Source organism: Candidatus Phytoplasma tritici, assembly GCF_000495255.1.
GTDB lineage: Bacteria > Bacillota_I > Bacilli_A > Acholeplasmatales > Acholeplasmataceae > Phytoplasma > Phytoplasma tritici.
In genome coordinates this window covers 27,035-44,912 of sequence record NZ_AVAO01000002.1, presented here as the reverse complement: position 1 = coordinate 44,912, position 17,878 = coordinate 27,035, and the positions used below count along the sequence as shown (strand labels likewise).

12 protein-coding genes, 2 tRNA genes and 1 other RNA gene are annotated in these 17,878 nt (G+C 27.2%); 11 read left to right on the top strand and 4 right to left on the bottom strand.

Going from position 1 to position 17,878, the window contains the following annotated elements; genetic code table 11:
* Positions 1–76 precede the first annotated feature (76 nt).
* The 9 genes from N747_RS0101155 to N747_RS0101110 all read left to right on the top strand — a co-directional run bounded on the left by N747_RS0101155 (position 77) and on the right by N747_RS0101110 (position 13,334).
* A complete protein-coding gene (locus N747_RS0101155; RefSeq protein WP_024563453.1) occupies positions 77–802 on the top strand; it encodes a nucleotide exchange factor GrpE in 726 nt (241 codons plus the stop codon).
* Entirely contained in the window at positions 786–2,615 is a 1,830-nt protein-coding gene (gene dnaK / locus N747_RS0101150; RefSeq protein WP_024563452.1) for a molecular chaperone DnaK, read from the top strand. Before N747_RS0101155 ends, dnaK begins: the two co-directional genes overlap by 17 nt.
* Before the next feature lie 148 nt (positions 2,616–2,763).
* Positions 2,764–3,831 (top strand): molecular chaperone DnaJ, encoded by a 1,068-nt coding sequence (dnaJ, locus tag N747_RS0101145; RefSeq protein WP_029783872.1) that lies wholly within the window; start codon positions 2,764–2,766, stop codon positions 3,829–3,831.
* A gap of 1,280 nt (positions 3,832–5,111) precedes the next feature.
* Positions 5,112–6,173, top strand: a complete 1,062-nt coding sequence (gene ftsY, locus N747_RS0101135) for a signal recognition particle-docking protein FtsY (protein ID WP_024563450.1) — start codon at positions 5,112–5,114, stop codon at positions 6,171–6,173.
* Between the two features lie 140 nt (positions 6,174–6,313).
* Positions 6,314–7,687: a signal recognition particle protein gene (gene ffh / locus N747_RS0101130; RefSeq protein ID WP_024563449.1), complete on the top strand. Its 1,374-nt coding sequence runs from the start codon at positions 6,314–6,316 to the stop codon at positions 7,685–7,687.
* A 199-nt stretch (positions 7,688–7,886) separates the two neighbouring features.
* Positions 7,887–10,268, top strand: coding sequence for a 5'-3' exonuclease H3TH domain-containing protein (locus tag N747_RS04020; protein WP_024563448.1), 2,382 nt, complete (start codon positions 7,887–7,889; stop codon positions 10,266–10,268).
* Between the two features lie 84 nt (positions 10,269–10,352).
* Entirely contained in the window at positions 10,353–11,183 is an 831-nt protein-coding gene (gene mutM / locus N747_RS0101120) for a DNA-formamidopyrimidine glycosylase (protein WP_024563447.1), read from the top strand.
* A gap of 54 nt (positions 11,184–11,237) precedes the next feature.
* Positions 11,238–12,431, top strand: a complete 1,194-nt coding sequence (locus N747_RS0101115; RefSeq protein ID WP_024563446.1) for a DnaD domain protein — start codon at positions 11,238–11,240, stop codon at positions 12,429–12,431.
* Between the two features lie 84 nt (positions 12,432–12,515).
* The gene (locus tag N747_RS0101110; RefSeq protein WP_024563445.1) at positions 12,516–13,334 is read left to right on the top strand and encodes an ATP-binding protein; all 819 of its coding nucleotides are present in this window, start codon (positions 12,516–12,518) and stop codon (positions 13,332–13,334) included.
* 88 nt (positions 13,335–13,422) lie between these two features.
* Here N747_RS0101110 and ssrA read toward each other — a convergent pair.
* Positions 13,423–13,848, bottom strand: a transfer-messenger RNA (tmRNA) gene (gene ssrA / locus N747_RS03775).
* 277 nt (positions 13,849–14,125) lie between these two features.
* Positions 14,126–14,350, bottom strand: a complete 225-nt coding sequence (locus N747_RS0101100; RefSeq protein ID WP_024563444.1) for a cold-shock protein — start codon at positions 14,348–14,350, stop codon at positions 14,126–14,128.
* Positions 14,351–14,550: 200 nt separating this feature from the next.
* On the opposite strand from N747_RS0101100, the gene N747_RS0101095 reads away from it, so the two are divergent.
* Positions 14,551–14,624 (top strand) — tRNA-Thr (locus N747_RS0101095).
* A gap of 19 nt (positions 14,625–14,643) precedes the next feature.
* Positions 14,644–14,718: transfer RNA gene (locus N747_RS0101090), tRNA-Gly, on the top strand.
* 576 nt (positions 14,719–15,294) lie between these two features.
* On the opposite strand, the gene N747_RS0101085 is transcribed toward N747_RS0101090, so the two are convergent.
* Both N747_RS0101085 and N747_RS0101080 read right to left on the bottom strand, forming a co-directional pair.
* Positions 15,295–15,486, bottom strand: coding sequence for a hypothetical protein (locus tag N747_RS0101085; RefSeq protein ID WP_024563443.1), 192 nt, complete (start codon positions 15,484–15,486; stop codon positions 15,295–15,297).
* Positions 15,487–15,907: 421 nt separating this feature from the next.
* Positions 15,908–16,333, bottom strand: a complete 426-nt coding sequence (locus tag N747_RS0101080) for a hypothetical protein (RefSeq protein WP_240992288.1) — start codon at positions 16,331–16,333, stop codon at positions 15,908–15,910.
* Positions 16,334–17,878: the final 1,545 nt, after the last annotated feature.

Sequence of the window (17,878 nt, the reverse complement as noted above, 5' to 3'; positions counted from 1 at the left end):
ATAACTAAACAGTCTACCAAAATACTTGTAAGTAACGAAATAAAAAAATAATTATATCAAGAAAAGAGGTTTTAAGATGTTTTTAGAAAAAGACCAAGATAACTTAGATAATTTAGAAACACAAGCAAAAGAATTGCATAAAGATTGTAAAGAATGTCAAAATTGCCAAAAAGAAGAAACTAAAACAATAAATAAAGACAACCAAAAGGAAGATGAAACTGTTAAAAATCAACCAAACCAAACCAAACAAACAAACATTAAACAACAAAAACATCCATCAAAAGAAAACAGTCATCAACAAATTACTAAATTACAAAATCAAATTAAAGAATTACAACAAAAACTTGCCCAACAAAAAAAAGTCTTTGATGAAGAGTTGTTAAAAAATCAAGCAGAATTAATTAACTTTAAGAAAAGAGCCCAAACCCAAAAAGCAAATGAATTAAAATATGCATCAAGTAATTTTATTACTAATTTATTAATGCCCTTGGAACAATTAGAAAAAGTAATTGATATGCCTACACAAAATGAATTGTTGCAAAAATATTTATTAGGATTTAAGTTGTTACAACAACAAATAAAAAAAGTTTTACAAGATGAAGGAGTAGAAGAAATTGAGGCTCTTAATAAGCCTTTTGATCCTACTTTGCACCACGCTTTAGAAAAAGTGTGTGACTTGGAAAAGCCCGATAAAACTAATTTAACAGTTTTACAAAAAGGTTATTTATATAAAAAAAGAATTTTAAGACCAACGTTGGTTAAAGTAAATGAATGGAGTGATAAAAATGACAAAAACGAATAAAATTATAGGTATTGATTTAGGAACAACTAACTCTTGTGTTGCTGTAATGGAAGGTGGTCAGCCGAAAGTTATTCCTAATGCTGAAGGCGGAAGAACAACTCCGTCTGTAGTTTCTTTTAAAGGTGATGAAATTATGGTAGGAGAAATTGCCAAACGCCAAGTAATTACTAATCCTAATACTATTAGTTCTATCAAAAGACACATGGGAGAAGCTAATTATAAAGTTAATGTGGGTGGTAAAGAATACACTCCACAAGAAATTAGTGCAATGATTTTGGCAAATTTGAAAAAAACTGCTGAAGATTATTTAGGAGCCCAAGTAAGTAAGGCAGTAATTACTGTTCCTGCTTATTTTAATGATGCTCAAAGACAGGCTACCAAAGATGCAGGTAAAATTGCAGGCTTAAATGTTGAACGTATTATTAACGAACCAACTGCAGCTGCTCTTTCTTATGGTGTTGACAAAGGTGACAAAGAACAGACCATTTTAGTGTTTGACTTAGGAGGAGGAACTTTTGATGTTTCTATTCTAACTTTGGTTGACGGTACTTTTGAAGTGCTTTCTACTTCTGGAGATAATGCTTTGGGAGGTGATGATTTTGACTTGCGTATAGTAGATTTCTTAGTGCAAGAATTCAAAAAAGAAAATAGTGTTGATCTTTCCAAAGATAAAATGGCAATGCAAAGATTAAAAGATGCTGCTGAAAAAGCTAAAAAAGAATTAAGTGGTGTTATTTCTTCACAAATTTCTTTGCCTTTCTTAACTATGAGCGAAGCAGGTCCACTTCATTTAGAATACAATATGACTCGCGCTAAATTCAATGAACTTACTAAAGATTTAATTGATCGTTGTTTGTCTCCTGTAAAACGTGCTTTAAGTGATGCCAAATTAGACATTGAAAAAATTGATCAAGTGCTTTTAGTTGGTGGTTCTACTCGTATTCCTGCAGTTCAAGATTTAGTTAAAAGTGAATTGAAAAAAACTCCTAATAAGAGTATTAATCCCGATGAAGTAGTTGCTATTGGAGCTGCTATTCAAGGAGGAATTCTATCAGGAGACGTTAAAGATATTTTACTTTTAGATGTAACTCCACTTTCTTTAGGAATTGAAACTTTAGGTAATGTCTTTACTAAATTAATTGAAAGAAATACTACTATTCCAACATCTAAAAAACAAGTCTTTTCAACTGCCGCAGACAATCAACCAGCAGTAGATATTCATGTTTTACAAGGAGAACGTCCTTTAGCAGCTGATAATAAAACTTTGGGAAGATTCCAATTAACAGATATTCCACCAGCACCTCGCGGAATTCCTCAAATTGAAGTTACTTTTGACCTGGATGCAAATGGAATTGTATCAGTTAAAGCCAAAGACTTAGGCACTAACAAAGAACAAAAAATTACTATTTCAGGAAGTGGTGCCCTTAAAGAAGAAGAAATTAAAAGAATGATTAGAGAAGCCGAAGAAAATGCTGAGGCAGATCGTTTGAAAAAAGAAAGTATTGATGTTCGTAATGAAGCAGAAAATATGATTTTCCACACTAAAAAATCTTTAGAAGATCTAAAATCAGACGTTACACCAGAAGAAAAAGACAAAGTTGAGACTCAAATTAAAGAATTAGAAGAAGCTCTAAAAGGAGATGACACTGCTTTAATTAAAGAAAAAACTGCAAGTCTTACTAAAGAATCTCAAGGAATTGCAATGAAAGCTTATCAAAAAGCTCAAGAAAAAGGTACGCAAGAAAACACTACTTCTAAAAATAAAAAACCTCAAGACGAAGTAGTAGACGCTGATTTTGAAGAACAAAAATAATCAATAACAACAATAATAACAAATAATAACAATAAAATACTAAAAACATAAATAATACAAAAACAAACAAAAAAACAAAACTATAAAAAATAATGAAATCAAAGGGGCAAAAACCCCTTAGTTTTATTATTAGGAGAAGTTAGCTACAATGACAAAAAAAGATTATTATCATATTTTGGGTCTAGATAAAGACGCAAGTCCTGAGGACATCAAAAAAGCTTATCTTAGTCTTGCTAAAAAATATCATCCTGATATTTCCAAAGAAGCTAACACTGAGAGCAAATTTAAAGAAGTTCAAGAAGCTTATAGTGTTTTAGGAGATGCTTCTAAAAAAAGTAATTATGATCGTTTTGGTGATGCTTCAGATAACGGTTTTTCTGGCTTTGGTGGTGGTGGTTTTGATGGCTTTGATTCTTTTGGGGATTCTTTTTTTAGTTCTTTTGGAGATATTTTTGGTAATCAACAAACTAAAAAGCCTTCTTATGATAAAAAAGTAGAGATGACTATTGGTTTTATGGATGCTGTTTTAGGAGCTAACAAAACTATTGAAATTACTGTAGAAGCTGATTGTAGAGTTTGTTATGGTAAAGGAGCAGTTTCCCATCAAGATGTCATTAATTGTAGACGTTGTGGCGGAACTGGACAAATTATTACTGAGCAAAGAACTTTTTTAGGTAACATTCGTTCACGTCAAGTTTGTCCTAATTGTAGTGGCAAAGGACAAGAAATTAAAAATAAATGTTATGCTTGTCATGGAAAAAAACGTCAAAAAGTTAAGCAATCAGCTACTTTTAATATTCCTGCAGGGATTCAAGAAGGAATGTCTTTGCAAGTTCCTGGGAAAGGAAATTTTGTTCCTTTAAGTAATAATCAAAAAGCAGGAGATCTATATATTACTTTTAAAGTGCGTCCTCATGAATCTTTTGTGAGGCGTGAATATGATATTATTTTAGAAATCTTTATTACTTTGCCAGAAGCTGTTTTAGGAACTAATATTTTGATTCCTACTATTTATGGTGAAGTAGCTTTAAAAATTCCTGCAGGGATTCAATCAGGAAACAAATTAAGAATGAAAAATAAAGGAGTTGCACATCTTAATTCTTCTTATCGTAAAGGTGATCAGTATGTTGTTGTTCATCTCAAAACTCCTAACACATTAAGTTTAGAAGAAGAAAGATTATATCAAAAATTATTAGATTTGCAACATCGTAGTTAATATAAGTAATGATATAAATAATAATACAAATAATACAAATAATACAAATAATACAAATAATACAAATAATAAGGAGACCAACTTAAAAGTTGGTTTTTTTGTTATTTGGTAATATTAATGTTTAAATTTTTATAGTTTTACATAGTTAATTTAATATTTAACATATTAAATTAACTACTAATTAACTATTTTAGTTATAATAAGTGTTTGAAAGTTTTAATAAAGATAAATATTTTTGATTTAATAAAATAATATAAATTTATAAAGAGTTTAAAAATATGTTTTTATTAAATAGCATTAAACAAGAAATTGATAAAAATATTCAATAAAAACCCAAGTTTTTAGTTTAAAATACAATAACTCATAAAAAATATTATGCAAAAAAATCTTTATGGATTGGAACAACTATATTTTATTTTTTTAGTCCTTTCTTATTCAATTAGTTATTATGAATTAATTTTTTATACCAACAAAACCCAAATATACTAATTCCAATATATTTAAATATTTACCACTTCCTTTAATTGTCTTTATTATTACAGCTTTATTATCTTGTTTTATTTTTGGTATTTCTAAATTTGTTACTCCTATTTGTCTTTTGACTTTTGGGACTTTTGTAGGAATGCTTTCAGGTTTGGTAGATGCTTATTTTAAAACTCAATTTACAAAAAGCAACATTTAACCATTTTATTATTATCCTTTCTTTTATTTTTATTATTGTTAGTAATTTTACAATTACCACTTTGCTTTATTATAAAAAGTTTAAAAAACAAAATAATCAACGATTAATTAATAAATTTGATTTTGTAGATTTTAATTTCTTTGTTATTACTATGTTTTATGTTATTTTATTTTATGTTGTTGCTTTTTTTTGGTTGGCATCATTTTCGCAATTAAGTCAATTTTCATCCTTATTTTATCCTTATTTTTATTAAAGTTTTATGGAATTTTTGAAAAAAGGATTAATAATTAATATTATTTATAAATTTAAAACAGGAATTAATTTTTAATTTCTGTTTTTTGTTTTTTGGAACATTTATTATTTATAATATTGTAATTAGTCAATTTTGGTATTTGAAATAAAGTTCGCTAATTGGGGTTATAATAAAATTCTTTTTATTGTTTGTTTTTGTTTTTTTAATTTATCATCAAATATTTTATGATAACAAAAACCAAAACCCTAAAAAACTCAATCAAAAAGAAATTATTTTAGTTATAATAATTGGGTATAAGTTTTTTATTTTGATACCTTAATTACTTCCAAAAAGGAGAGTTTATAAATGTTTAAATGGTTGAAAAGTAAATTTTTTAAAAGTAAAAATGATGATAAATATCAACTAGGTCTTAAAAAAACCAAAGCTAGTTTTTTAGATTTTCAAACTCTTTTGAAGCAATCTAACAATATTGAACAATCCCTATTACAAGCATTAGAAAGTTTGTTAATTCAAGCTGATTTTGGTACTAAAACCATTCTTTTTTTGATGCAATCTATCAAAGATGAAATTAATCAATTTCAAATTAAAAATCCTCAAAAACTTCCTTCCGTTGTTGTTTCTAAAATGTTTGATTTGTATCAAAATATGAAAAATATGAAAGACACATTAGAAAGTTCGCAAGAACAAGAACAAGAAAAACAAAAAATAAAACAAAACCAAAGCCCCAACTCAACAAATCCCAAAGACACTTTTACATCTCAAAATAACTTTCCTCAAATGTATTTGTTTACTGGAGTTAATGGAGTAGGAAAAACAACTACTATTGGAAAAATGGCCGAAGCATTGAAACAAGAAGGCAAAAAAGTACTGTTAATTGCTGCTGATACTTTTCGTGCAGGTGCAGTAGCACAACTCCAAATTTGGGCAAAAAGAGTAGGTGTTGAAGTTTTTTGCAAGCCCTTACCAACTCATCCTGCAAGTGTTATTTTTGAAGGAATCGAATTTGCTAAAAGTCAAAATTATGATATTATTTTGTGTGATACTGCTGGAAGATTACAAAACAAAACTAATTTAATGCAAGAATTAGCTAAAATCAATCGTGTTATTTGCAAACATTTGCCTGCCTCAAATTTACAAACTTTTTTAGTTTTGGATGCTACTACAGGACAAAATGCTCTTAATCAAGTTGATTTGTTCAATCAAGCAACCCCACTTTCAGGAGCTATTTTAACCAAACTTGATGGCACTTCCAAAGGAGGGATTATTTTTGCAATTAAGTATTTATACAATTTGCCCACTAAATATATTGGTGTAGGCGAAAAAGCCCAAGATTTAATTACTTTTGATGTTAAAAATTATCTTTTTAATTTATTTGAAGGTTTTTTTACTTCTGAAGATATTTTATAATTGCTAATTATAAAGAAAAAATAACACATAAAAAAATTTTATTATATCAAAAATCAAGAATTCAAAAATCATCACCCCCACTTAAAAAAAATTAAACCCCACAAAAACAAATTTTACAAAATCAAAAAGGAGATAAAAATATGAGTATATTAGGCGAAGGCTTACAAAAAGTTATTAATAAAATTAGAGGAAAAAAAATCCTAGAACAACAAGACATTCAAAATATTATGCAAGATATTAAAGTTTCTTTGGTAGAAGCTGATGTTAATTTACAAGTTATTGATAAGTTTAATGAAATTATTGAAAAAAAAACTTTGAAACAAGAAGTTTTAAAAGGTCTAAATCCTAAAGAACATATTATTAAAATTGTAAACGAAACCTTAATTCAAATTTTGGGTTCCACTCGTTCGGATCTTATCTTTAAGCCTAATTGCAATTTGGATACTTTAATGTTAATCGGGTTGCAAGGAAGCGGGAAAACGACTACTGTAGGAAAATTAGCTCTTTGGTTGCGTAAAAAAAATAGTAAAAAAGTTTTGCTTTTAGCTTGTGATATTTATCGTCCAGGAGCAATAGAACAATTAAAAGTTATTGGTAAACAAATTAATATTGATGTTTTTTCTAAACCTGATACTGCTGTTTTAGATATTGTAGATGCAGGATTAAAATATGCTTTCCAAGAAGGATATGATGCAGTAATTATTGATACTGCGGGGCGCCTTGATATTGATGAGACAATGATGCAAGAATTGCAACAAATTAAAGCCAAAGCTGACCCTTCAGAAATTTTGTTAGTTGTGGATTGTCTTTCAGGACAACAATTTGCTAATACTGCTAAGTCGTTTCATAATCAATTAGGAGCAACTGGAGTTATTTTGACCAAAATGGATGCAGATACTAAAGGAGGAGCTGCTTTATCAGTAAGAGCAATGACAGATCTTCCTTTAAAATTTGTTTCTTCTTCAGAGAAAATTGATAGTTTAGAGCCCTTTAATCCTGATAGAATGGCATCTCGTCTTTTAGGAATGGGAGATATTTTAACTTTAATTGAAACATTTAATGATAAAGTTGATCCTCATCAAAGTAAACAAATGATGGAAAAATTATTTGATGATAGTTATAATTATTATGATTTTCAAAAGCAATTAAAAACATTAAAAAAAATGGGTTCTTTCAGTAAATTGTTAAGTTTTATTCCTGGATTAGGTGGCAAGATGAAACAACTTTCTGCTAGTTTAGGTGATGATGGATTTAATAAATTTGAAGTTTTAATTCAAAGTATGACTAAACAAGAAAAGAAAAATCCTCAATTAATTGCTTTGAGCAGTAGACGTAGACAAAGAATTGCCAAAGGTTCTGGTAATCAATTAAGTGATGTCAATAAGCTAATTACCCTTTTAGAACAACAAAAAAAATTAGTTAAGCAAATGCAACATTTTGATGATCAAGATCTTGATAAATTACAAAATGATCCGATGGCTTTTTTTCGTGATATGCATAATAATAATAAATAATTAAAATTATAAAATCTTTTTATAGACGCAATAAAATAAGAACACAAACAAAACCTTGTATTCTAAGAAAGTTTTTCCAAACTTTCTTTTTTTAATATTATATTAATTGTTTTTTTGTACCTTACAAATAGCATAATCATTATTAACTTATAATCAAATTTTGGCTATTAGCTAAACGATAAAATAAATAGGAGAAACAATGAAACATTTAGTTTTAGTTGATGGCAATTCGCTTTTATTTCGAGCATATCACGCAACCGCAAACAAATATAAGCCCCTTTTGCAAAATAAAAAAGGGATTTATACTAATGCTCTTTTGTCTTTTATTAGAATGTTTGAAAAAATTTTAGAAGAAACTAAAGGTTATATTTTAGTAGCTTTTGATACTCATAAACCTACCAAAAGACACCAATTATACGATGCTTATAAACAAGGTAGACCAGAAACACCTTCTGCATTGATTAGTCAAATTCCTTTGATTAAACAATATTTAGACCTAATTGGTGTTAAATATCATTCCCAAGATGAATACGAAGCCGATGATATTATAGGCACTCTAGCCAAAGAAGCAAGCAATCAAAACAAGACAGTATCTATTTATTCCAGTGATCATGATTTGTTGCAATTAGTAGATGAAAAAATTACTGTTTGTTTGCTTAAAAAAGGATTGCGTGAAATTAAATGCTACACACCTTCTACTTTGCTTGAAGAATACAGTCTTAAAGAATATCAAATGATTGATTATAAAAGTTTAATTGGTGATCCTTCCGATAACATTAAAGGAGTGTTGGGAATAGGACCTAAAACTGCTCAAAAGTTATTACAAGAATACGATACTCTAGATAATTTAATGCAAAATTTAGACAACATTAAACCTATTTTAAAAACCAAAATCCAAAATTCCCAAGCTGATTTAGAACTTAGCAAAATACTTACCGCAATTAACCTTAAAGTTCCTTTGCCCTTTGATTGTATGCAAACAGAAATTCAAATACGTTTGGAACAAAAACTTAAAAATTTTTATGAAGAAATGGATTTTAGACGCTTAGCTATTACCAAATATGCAAGATTTGCAAAAGAAACAAACACCACCATTAACACTAACAACAATGATAATAACGTTCAAAAAGTTCCAAAACAAGACGCCAACCAACCTCAAAACAACTTTCATTATCAAATTATCAAAAACCAAAATGCTCTAAATATTTTTTTGGCGCAAATTCAACCATACCAAATTTGGGCTTGTTTTTTTGAGTTAGAAAAAGAAAATGACTCAAATACTTTTTTGCAAGGAATTGGTTTTTCTAATTACAATGAACATTTTTTTATAGATTCCAATTTGGCTTTTGCCAATAATAACTTTTGCAATTATCTAAAAGATGCTAATTTTTATAAAATTGTTTTTCACAATCAAGCAACACAACTTTTTTTAAAAAAACAACATAAAGAACTAAACGGAGTTATCTTTGATTTAATTTGTTCTTCTTATCTTTTATTTCCTTTGAAAAATCTTGAATTTAGTCATATTATAGCAAAAATAGATATTTTAAATAACACAAATTATGCAAACCAATTATCTCAAAACATTTTAATTTTAGAGCAAAAAGTAGCTTTTAAAGCTTTTTTATTGCACGCCATTAAAAATATTGTTTTTCATTATTTAAAAGCCCAAAACCAATTATTTTTGTTTCAAGAAATAGAGCTTCCCTTATCAAATATTTTAGCTCAATTAGAATATGAAACTAATTTATTACAACAAAAACAAATAATAGAAGCACACCCAATAGAAAAAAATATAGATGAAAAAATAGAGATACAACAAGAAAAAATACCAAAAAAAAATCAAAGGCAAGAACAAGAACCAACACAAGAAACTCAAATCAATCAATTAAAATCATTCAAAGATGTTTTTGAATATCAAAACAGTTGTTTTTTAAATACGACAAACAATAAAAAATCTTATAATTATTTAATTAATGATAATTTTTTTTGCTTTTCGTTAAAAATTTTAGCTACTTTAGGAAATATTCAAAAAATTAAAAATTATTTTAAAATAAAAAAAAATCATCTTTTAAATTATGAACAAATTTTACAATTTTTTGTAAATTCACCCAAATCAGAAATCAAAAAGGACTCTCAAAATCTTTCTGAAACAACGAATTTTTGTGTGGATGCATGGATAAAAGAAATAATTCCCGAATTAAATATTTCTTCAAATTGTGCCCAAGATTTTATCAATCAATATTTAAGTTTGGATGATGAAATTATAAATTATTATCAAAATTTATTACAGCAAATAAAAGAAAAAAAATATGTATTAACTTTATTGAAAAGAAAAGTTTTTTTTGAGAATCACAAATTAGTTCCGAATTTAGATTTAGAAACATTATATGTTTTTTTACAAGAAAATATTTTAGACATGAAAAAAATTGTCATATTGCAATTATTGCGCCATTTAGAACGAAACAATGAAAATTACAAAATTAATTATTTTTCCTTAAATGATTATTTGCAACAACACATAGATTTAATTTCTAAACATTTGAATTATTTTTTTATTTTAGATAATGTTAATATTTAATTGGGTAAAATTTATTATTTATAATTTATTTATAAAATAGAAATGTTAAATATCCAAACAAAAGATAAAAAAGGAGCATAAAACATGCCAGAATTACCTGAAGTCCAAATTATTGTAGATTTTTTAAAAACACAATTAATAGGAAAAAAAATTGTTGCAACTAAGGTATTTTATGAGCCTGTTGTTAAAAATACCCAAGAATTTCAAAAAATTGAAAAAACTACCATTTTGGATATTCAAAGAAAAGGTAAATTTTTATTATTTTTTTTAACTCAAGATTTAGTTTTAATAGGACATTTGAGAATGGAAGGAAAATTATTTATCAAACCTTGCGATGAGCCTAAACATAAATACGAACATTTTGCAATTATTTTGGGAGATAAAAGTTCTTTAAGATATTATGATTTTAGGAAATTTGGTAAATTTGAAGTAAAGAATCAGAACAATTTTTTAAACCAAACTACCTTGAATCAACTAGCCTTAGATCCTTTTGAAATCAATCCAGTTTTTTTGTATCAAAAAATATTAAAGACCAAAAGTGCTTTGAAAAAAGTTTTATTAAATCAAAAAATAATTTCTGGATTGGGTAATATTTATGTTAATGAAGTCTTGTTTTTAGTAAAATTGCATCCAGAAACTAAAGCTTGCGAACTGTCTTTGGAACAAGTGCAAGAAATTGTTACAATTTCCCAAAAAGTGCTTGCCAGAGCCATTAAACTAGGAGGAACTACTGTAAGTACTTTTGAATCTCAGCCAGGAATTATAGGTTATTTTCAAAATAAATTGCAAGTGCATGGCAAAGTTAACAAACCCTGCATAAACTGTCAAACTAAAATTATTAAAATTAAAGTTGGTGGCAGAGGCACTTATATTTGTCCTGTTTGTCAAAATAATAATCCCAATAAAGAATTATAATTGATTTATTTTCAACTATAAAATACATCAATATTTTTTTAAAAAAGAGGTTTTATGATTAGTCATCTAAATTTATTTCAAATCAAAAATTCAGTTTTTTTGTCGCTTGAAGATCATCAAAGCCTAAGTTTGCTTTATCAACCACTAATAGGCACTCATGCGTTTGGTATTTATCATATTTTAGCAACTCTAAAACCTAATATTTTTTACCAACATCGATTTTTATTTGATTTGAGTGCGGTTGCAAAAAATGATTTTTTAGAAGCACAAGAAAAATTAGAAGCTCTTAATTTGCTCCAAACTTTTTGTAATCCCAAAACACAAGAAAGATTTTATTGGCTTAATTTGCCATGCAGATCTCAAGAGTTTTTTAAAGATCCTCTTTTTAGTAATTTTTTATTAAGCGAAGTGGGGGAGGCTACTTTTTTGAGTTTGAATAATCATTTTAGTAAAGAAATCCCCACTAAAAAAAATAATTGGGATGCTTTTCAAGATATTAGTAAAAAATTTGATGATTTGTTTCAAGTGCAAAAAATGGATTTACCAACTGCTTTTACTTGTCCCAACAACCAAACAAATCCTTCTCCAAGACATTTTTTAAATAACTCTTTTGATTATGAATTATTTTTGCAAAAAATGCCCCAACGTTTCAAAAAACCATCTTTAACTTGTAATCAAACAATTGATTTTATTCAAAAATTAAGTCTAGTTTATAATTTGGATGAAGTTACACTTTCAGAAATATATCAAAAAACTTTTCCTAATCCTAGTGAAATCGAAATATCTAAATTAAGCCTAGGTGTTAAAAGATATTATCAGATGCATACCCAAAATCAAAATTTGGTTTTTGCGAAAAAAACACAAGATAATGAACAAGACATGATTACTTTGCTCAAACGTAAGGATTCTACTCAAAGAATTATTATAAATCATTGTCCTAAAAATATGCAAGCCACTGCGGCTGATACTGTTTTTCAATTTATGGAAAGAAATAATTTAGAACCGGGATTAGTCAATGTGCTTTTAACTTATATTTTAGAACGAAAAGGCTTTGTGCCCTCAGTAGTTTATTTGGAAAAAATCTTAAAATCTTGGGAGCAAAAAGGGATTTTTGATACTGAAACAGCATATGATTTTTATATGGAACAAGAAAAAAATCCATCCCAAACTAAGTTTAGGTCTAATTTTAAAAAACCACAAATTTCTCCTAAATGGTTAGAAGATTTTAAAAAGAAACAACAGTCATAATTTTTCTTTTGTGATTTATTGTTACAAGGAATCAATCCAATTTAATAAAATTTTACAAAAGCAAAAGAGGTGAAAAATTAATTTATGGAATTTTCAGATATCAAAATAAAAATCAGTAAAATGATTGCACAGTGCGAAGAAACCAAAAATTTAGATATTTCTGATGATGATCTGCCAGTTATTTATAATTATTTGCTAACCAAAGATCAAGAAGATGAATATGGGAATCGTCAAAAAATCAAAACCAACCCTTTAAGAGTTGTTTGGGTACCTACCGTTAAATCTCAATCTCTTTATTTTAAGGAACATTGGCAATCACAAAATGAATTGTTTGATAGTAGCATTAATTTTGATGCTCATTTAGTGAAACAATTTGTAGTTGATAATGATTCTAAGCAACAAGCGTTAAAAGAGATGAAACAAATTATTAAACATTTTGAAAAATCTACCAAAGGTTTTTATTTGTCGGGTTCTTTTAATACTGGAAAAACTATTTTTTTGAAAAAATTAGCTTATGAATTAATTCAAAAACAAATTTCTGTTATTTTTCTTTTTATGCCTGATATAACTAGAAAATTTAGAAATTTTTTGTATAATAATACTCTAGAAACAAGGTTGCAACAATTAAAAAATGTTAAGTGTTTGATTTTGGATGACTTAGGTTCAGAAAATATGACACCTTGGTTTCGTGATGAAATTTTTCTTCCTTTGTTGTATGATAGAGCTGAAAAAAAGTTGCCCCTTTTTATTAGTAGTAATTTGCCCCCTAATGAATTGCACAATTATTTATTTCATTTGCATGGAGCTGAAAATGTTAATAGTGAAATTAAGGTATACAAAATTATTGAAAAAATTCGCACCCTTACTCACTTTTATGATTTTTCCGAAAAACAAGATTCCTAATAAGACAGCTTTAATTTGGTCAAGGATTAAAAATATTCTTTTTGGGAAAAATGTAATAACAAAAGTAAATAATTTATAATTTATTTTTTGGTGGAGATGATGGGAGTCGAACCCATGTACAAAATCACTTTAATTTATATATTCTACATATTTAGTTTATTTTGGGGTTTCGCAATTTATGAAAAAATAAACAAAATCCATAAATTGCTAGTCTTTTTGATATTTGCTAAAAAGAGCAAAGACAAACTCAAATAGCAAAACTTACCTTGTTTCCTTCCTTAAATCGTAAGTTAATTTAAGTGCGGGTTTTGCTTATTTATTTAAGCAAAAACTAATTGTGAAGAAAAACTGTTTGCAAAATTCATTTGATAAACTTGAGTTTGTTCAGCAAAATCTTTTGTATTTGTTACAGTTTGTTTGTTATTTCCGGTTATTATAACCTCGACGTTTTTACTTGCGTAACCAAGATATGCTATATAAATTTCGTTGACTTTGGCAAATCCAAAACATCCCCCATATTTTTAATTTTAACTTAAAAAAATTTTTTAAAATCAAATTATTTTTTAGATTTATTTTATTTATGTTTTTGGAGTGGATCATATTTTTAATTAATTTATTCCTTTTGCCCACTCAAAAATTATAATCAATTAAAATTTAAAATTTTGTAAAAGGATCAAAGATAAAATAATCTAAAACTAAACTCAAATCAAAATTATATAAACCAACAAAATCATCCATATATAACAAAAAAAGGGATTTGCATCTCTTCCTTTGTTTGATTATTAATGAAATTATTCGTTAACTATAACAACATCTACAGCTTGAGCTCCGCGGTTGCCTTCTTGAACAGTGAATTCTACCTTGTCGTTTTCATTAAGTGTTTTTCTTCCAGAGATTTCAGTTTGAATAGAACTGTAATGTACGAAAATATCTTTCCCATCAGCTGAAACGATAAATCCGTAGCCTTTGTCTTTAGAAAACCATCTACATGTTCCTTGTTGTTTTTTACCTTGCATTATTAATAATACTCCTTCTTTTAAATTATTTCGGTTTCATAACCTATTATTTATTATAACTTATTTATTTTTTAGAGTCAAACATTTTTGCACACTTTTTTTATTTTTTTTACTTTTTTTACGTTTTTTGGTAAAATTTTCATTTTTTTAGTCAAAAATTTACATTTTGATATTTTTTTTGATATAATAAAATATGTTAAGCCCTTATAGTTTAATGGCAGAACGTAGCAATGGTAATGCTGAAATACAAGTTCAATTCTTGTTAAGGGCACCAAAACCAAAATTGAGATGATGTGGGCGTCGTATAGTGGTTATTATACGTGCTTGCCAAGCATGAGACGGGGGTTCGATTCCCCTCGCCCGCTCCATACATTATATATATTATATTGGTTTATTAAAAAAATTTATTATTTAGTTTTTTGCCTCAATAACATTGTTTAATTGTTAAATTAATATAATATATATTATAGATATCATAAAAGCAAGCTTTAATGAAAGCTTGCTTTTTGTTTGTGGGAATAAATTAAGTATAAAATATAAATATTAATAAAATATCTTTGTATATTTTTTTATTAAAATTATGTATAATATAATCAATTTATGTAATTTTAGATAACAATAATAAAATTATATTAAATATTTTAAATACATAAGAAAGTTGATTTTAAAATGAAACAAATAAATAAACATTTTATCTATGTAATTATTTTATCTTTTTTTATTGCTTTTGTATTTCTTAATAACATGAAATCTAATATTAAGGGTTATTTTTGGGGATTCCATTTTTTTCCAATAATCCCCCTCTTGCTATTTTCAATGGATTATAAAAACTTTTGATTTTTCTTAGTTATAATGAAAAAAAAATACATAAAAAGTACTTTGGGGTACTGTTTCTGTTCCCTCAAACATTAAATCTTCCCTATTTTGTGGTTTTTTGTTGATTCTTATCCAAATATTTGCAAATATCTTTTTTTTATTATTGCTATTGTTTCGTCCTTGGTGTTGCGACATTGATACAAAAAACCTTGCAATAAATAAGGATGCGATTTTCCCATTGTAAGAGAAATAAAGCCATTTTGGCGAATACTTATAAAGTTTTCTTGTTTGTGGTCTCTTTTCGGGTTTTGCAAGTTCATTTAATTTATCTCTTTTTTAGCGATGTTTATTTTTGTAGTTCTATTAACTCGTTATTGGTGTATTTAACAGGCAAAATACCGCGTTGTTGTGGGTTTTCTAATTTATTTTTGATTTTATAAATAATATTTTTTATCTTTGGGGTTTAAATTTGCCGATTTTATTTAATTCAGGTAAAATAAACTACTCATAACTTCTAATTTTGCTTGTGTTTTAGTGTAGTATTTTTCTATATGTTTGCCTACAAATTCAGGGCTTCAACTAATTAGAAACCAAAAATAAGAAAGGTACTAATTATCACGTTTATTATTTCTTTTTATTGGTTTTGAGTTTGTTTAATTCGGATTCAATTATGTTTATATTTTTTTCCTCATTTTCGTATAGTTCTAATCTTTTGATTTCTTGTAGTAATTTTTTTCTTTGTTATTGTTGTTGGACCATATTCCAAAAGGGCATTAATAAAGGAGCATTATCTCCAAAACTTTGCTTTTCCTTTTGTAAGTAGTCAATTACAGTTTTTTTAATATAATTGTCATTTTCTAAAAAGAAAATTAAAGTTGCATAATAATTAATTAATGAGTAATTTTTTAATTCAAGGATAATTTGGGTGTCCTTGTAAAAATCAAGGATGCTAATACCATCATAAAAACGAGTCTCAACATTAGGAAAAGAACAGGAATAACTAAGAATTTGACTACCTTTTTGATAATTACCTTTCATTGTATTATTTGTTATAATTTTGTTATCCTCCTCCTTTTGTTCGCCTGCCTCACAATGATTGACTGGAAAGAAACTATCAGGTTTGCTGTGCGAGTAATCTATTGTATATCTATGTAAGGATTGTCCCACAAATTCGCAATAATTATTTTTATTGACAGGTAAGTAATTAATTTATCCCAAAATTCATACATACTTAACGAACTTATACCCTATAAGTTCGTATTTTTTTTACAGTTTCTAATATAATTGGGGGGCTTCACGCCATAATAAAATACATTATTATAAGCCATATTTTGACCCTCTCTATGGCTACTTTTGACCTGGCCTTAGGTAATACCCCCTCTTTACACCTCTCCAAAAAGCCTTAATAAGTTTATATTATAAATCCTATGAAAATGTATAGCTTTTAAAGTAATTTTTTCGTAATTGGAGTAGCCTTTTTTATTATATTACAATTTTTGTTGCTATTTTGATAGCTTGGATTTTTTTATTGTAGGTTCAATAGAGTTAAAGCTGTTTTTTTAGTAGTTTATTGTGGTTTCTAGTGTTTCTCAATATAATAAAACCGATACCCTCATTGCTCCCGCATAATGGCGTATATGTTTGTTCAAATAATAATTATAAATGTGTTTTTCAATTTTTTTCAGTAAAGAGTCTATCAATTTCCCACATAAAATCGTGATTATTACTAATCAATTTCTATTTTTGACCAGAGAGAGCATCAACAAATTATTTTGAATAGTACTAGTTAAAAAAGAGATTTCCGGAGAGTCTATTATACCATCATGGATTTTAATTTTTGCCTCCCTGCTGGCTCTTTTTATGATTTTAAAAACTTTTATTTTTGTTGTGTTTGTATTAGTTACTCGCGTTTTTGAAATCCGTATTTTTATTGTTGTGGTCTTGTTTTTTTATTTTGTTTTCCAATGCTAAATATAATTCGCGTATTTTCTCGTTGGTGTGTCTAGTCTTTTAGGATAGTTTTTTTTCGTGAGGCTTTTTAATAAAAATTGGAAATAAAATAATAAACTGCCCTTCAAATCCGCAGGAATTACAATATAATGAGGGTCTTTTGTTTTATTTATAATCGTAGAATAATTAGAGTTATCTTTTACGACATTATCTAATTTTTTTTTGCTAATTCTATATGTTGCTATCCCTTTTTAAGACATTATGGGAAAAACTTTTTTAACTGTTTTATAAATGGGAGATGTGTCCCTTATTTTTATTCGGGTTCCGTATTTATCCAAAAAACCTTGTGCCTGATGTTTTTTTAAATAAGCCGTTATCTATTTCTATGGTCGCTTAATTTTCTCGTAGTATTATTTTTTATCTTCAATTTGTCTAAATGATTCGGTTTTTTGAGGTTCTTTTTTGTTGTTGTGCCTTTTTTTAGCCAAATTTAGCTAGTTTATTGGTTGTTCTTTCAGTTAGTTTAATTCTTATGCCGTCATCTTTTCAACTTTGAGGCAGTAGTTTTTTTGTTCTAAAATATTTTTATCCTTTAAGACGTGAGATAAACGTCGGTTAATGTCTCTTTTTCGATTGGATAAAAAATATTCCTATTTCCTATTCTAACGTTAAAGGGTTGGTTTTGTTTTTACTGGTGGTATTCATTTAACGACACATAAAACCATATTTCAAAAAATCTATTTTTTGGCAGTTGTTTTTTTC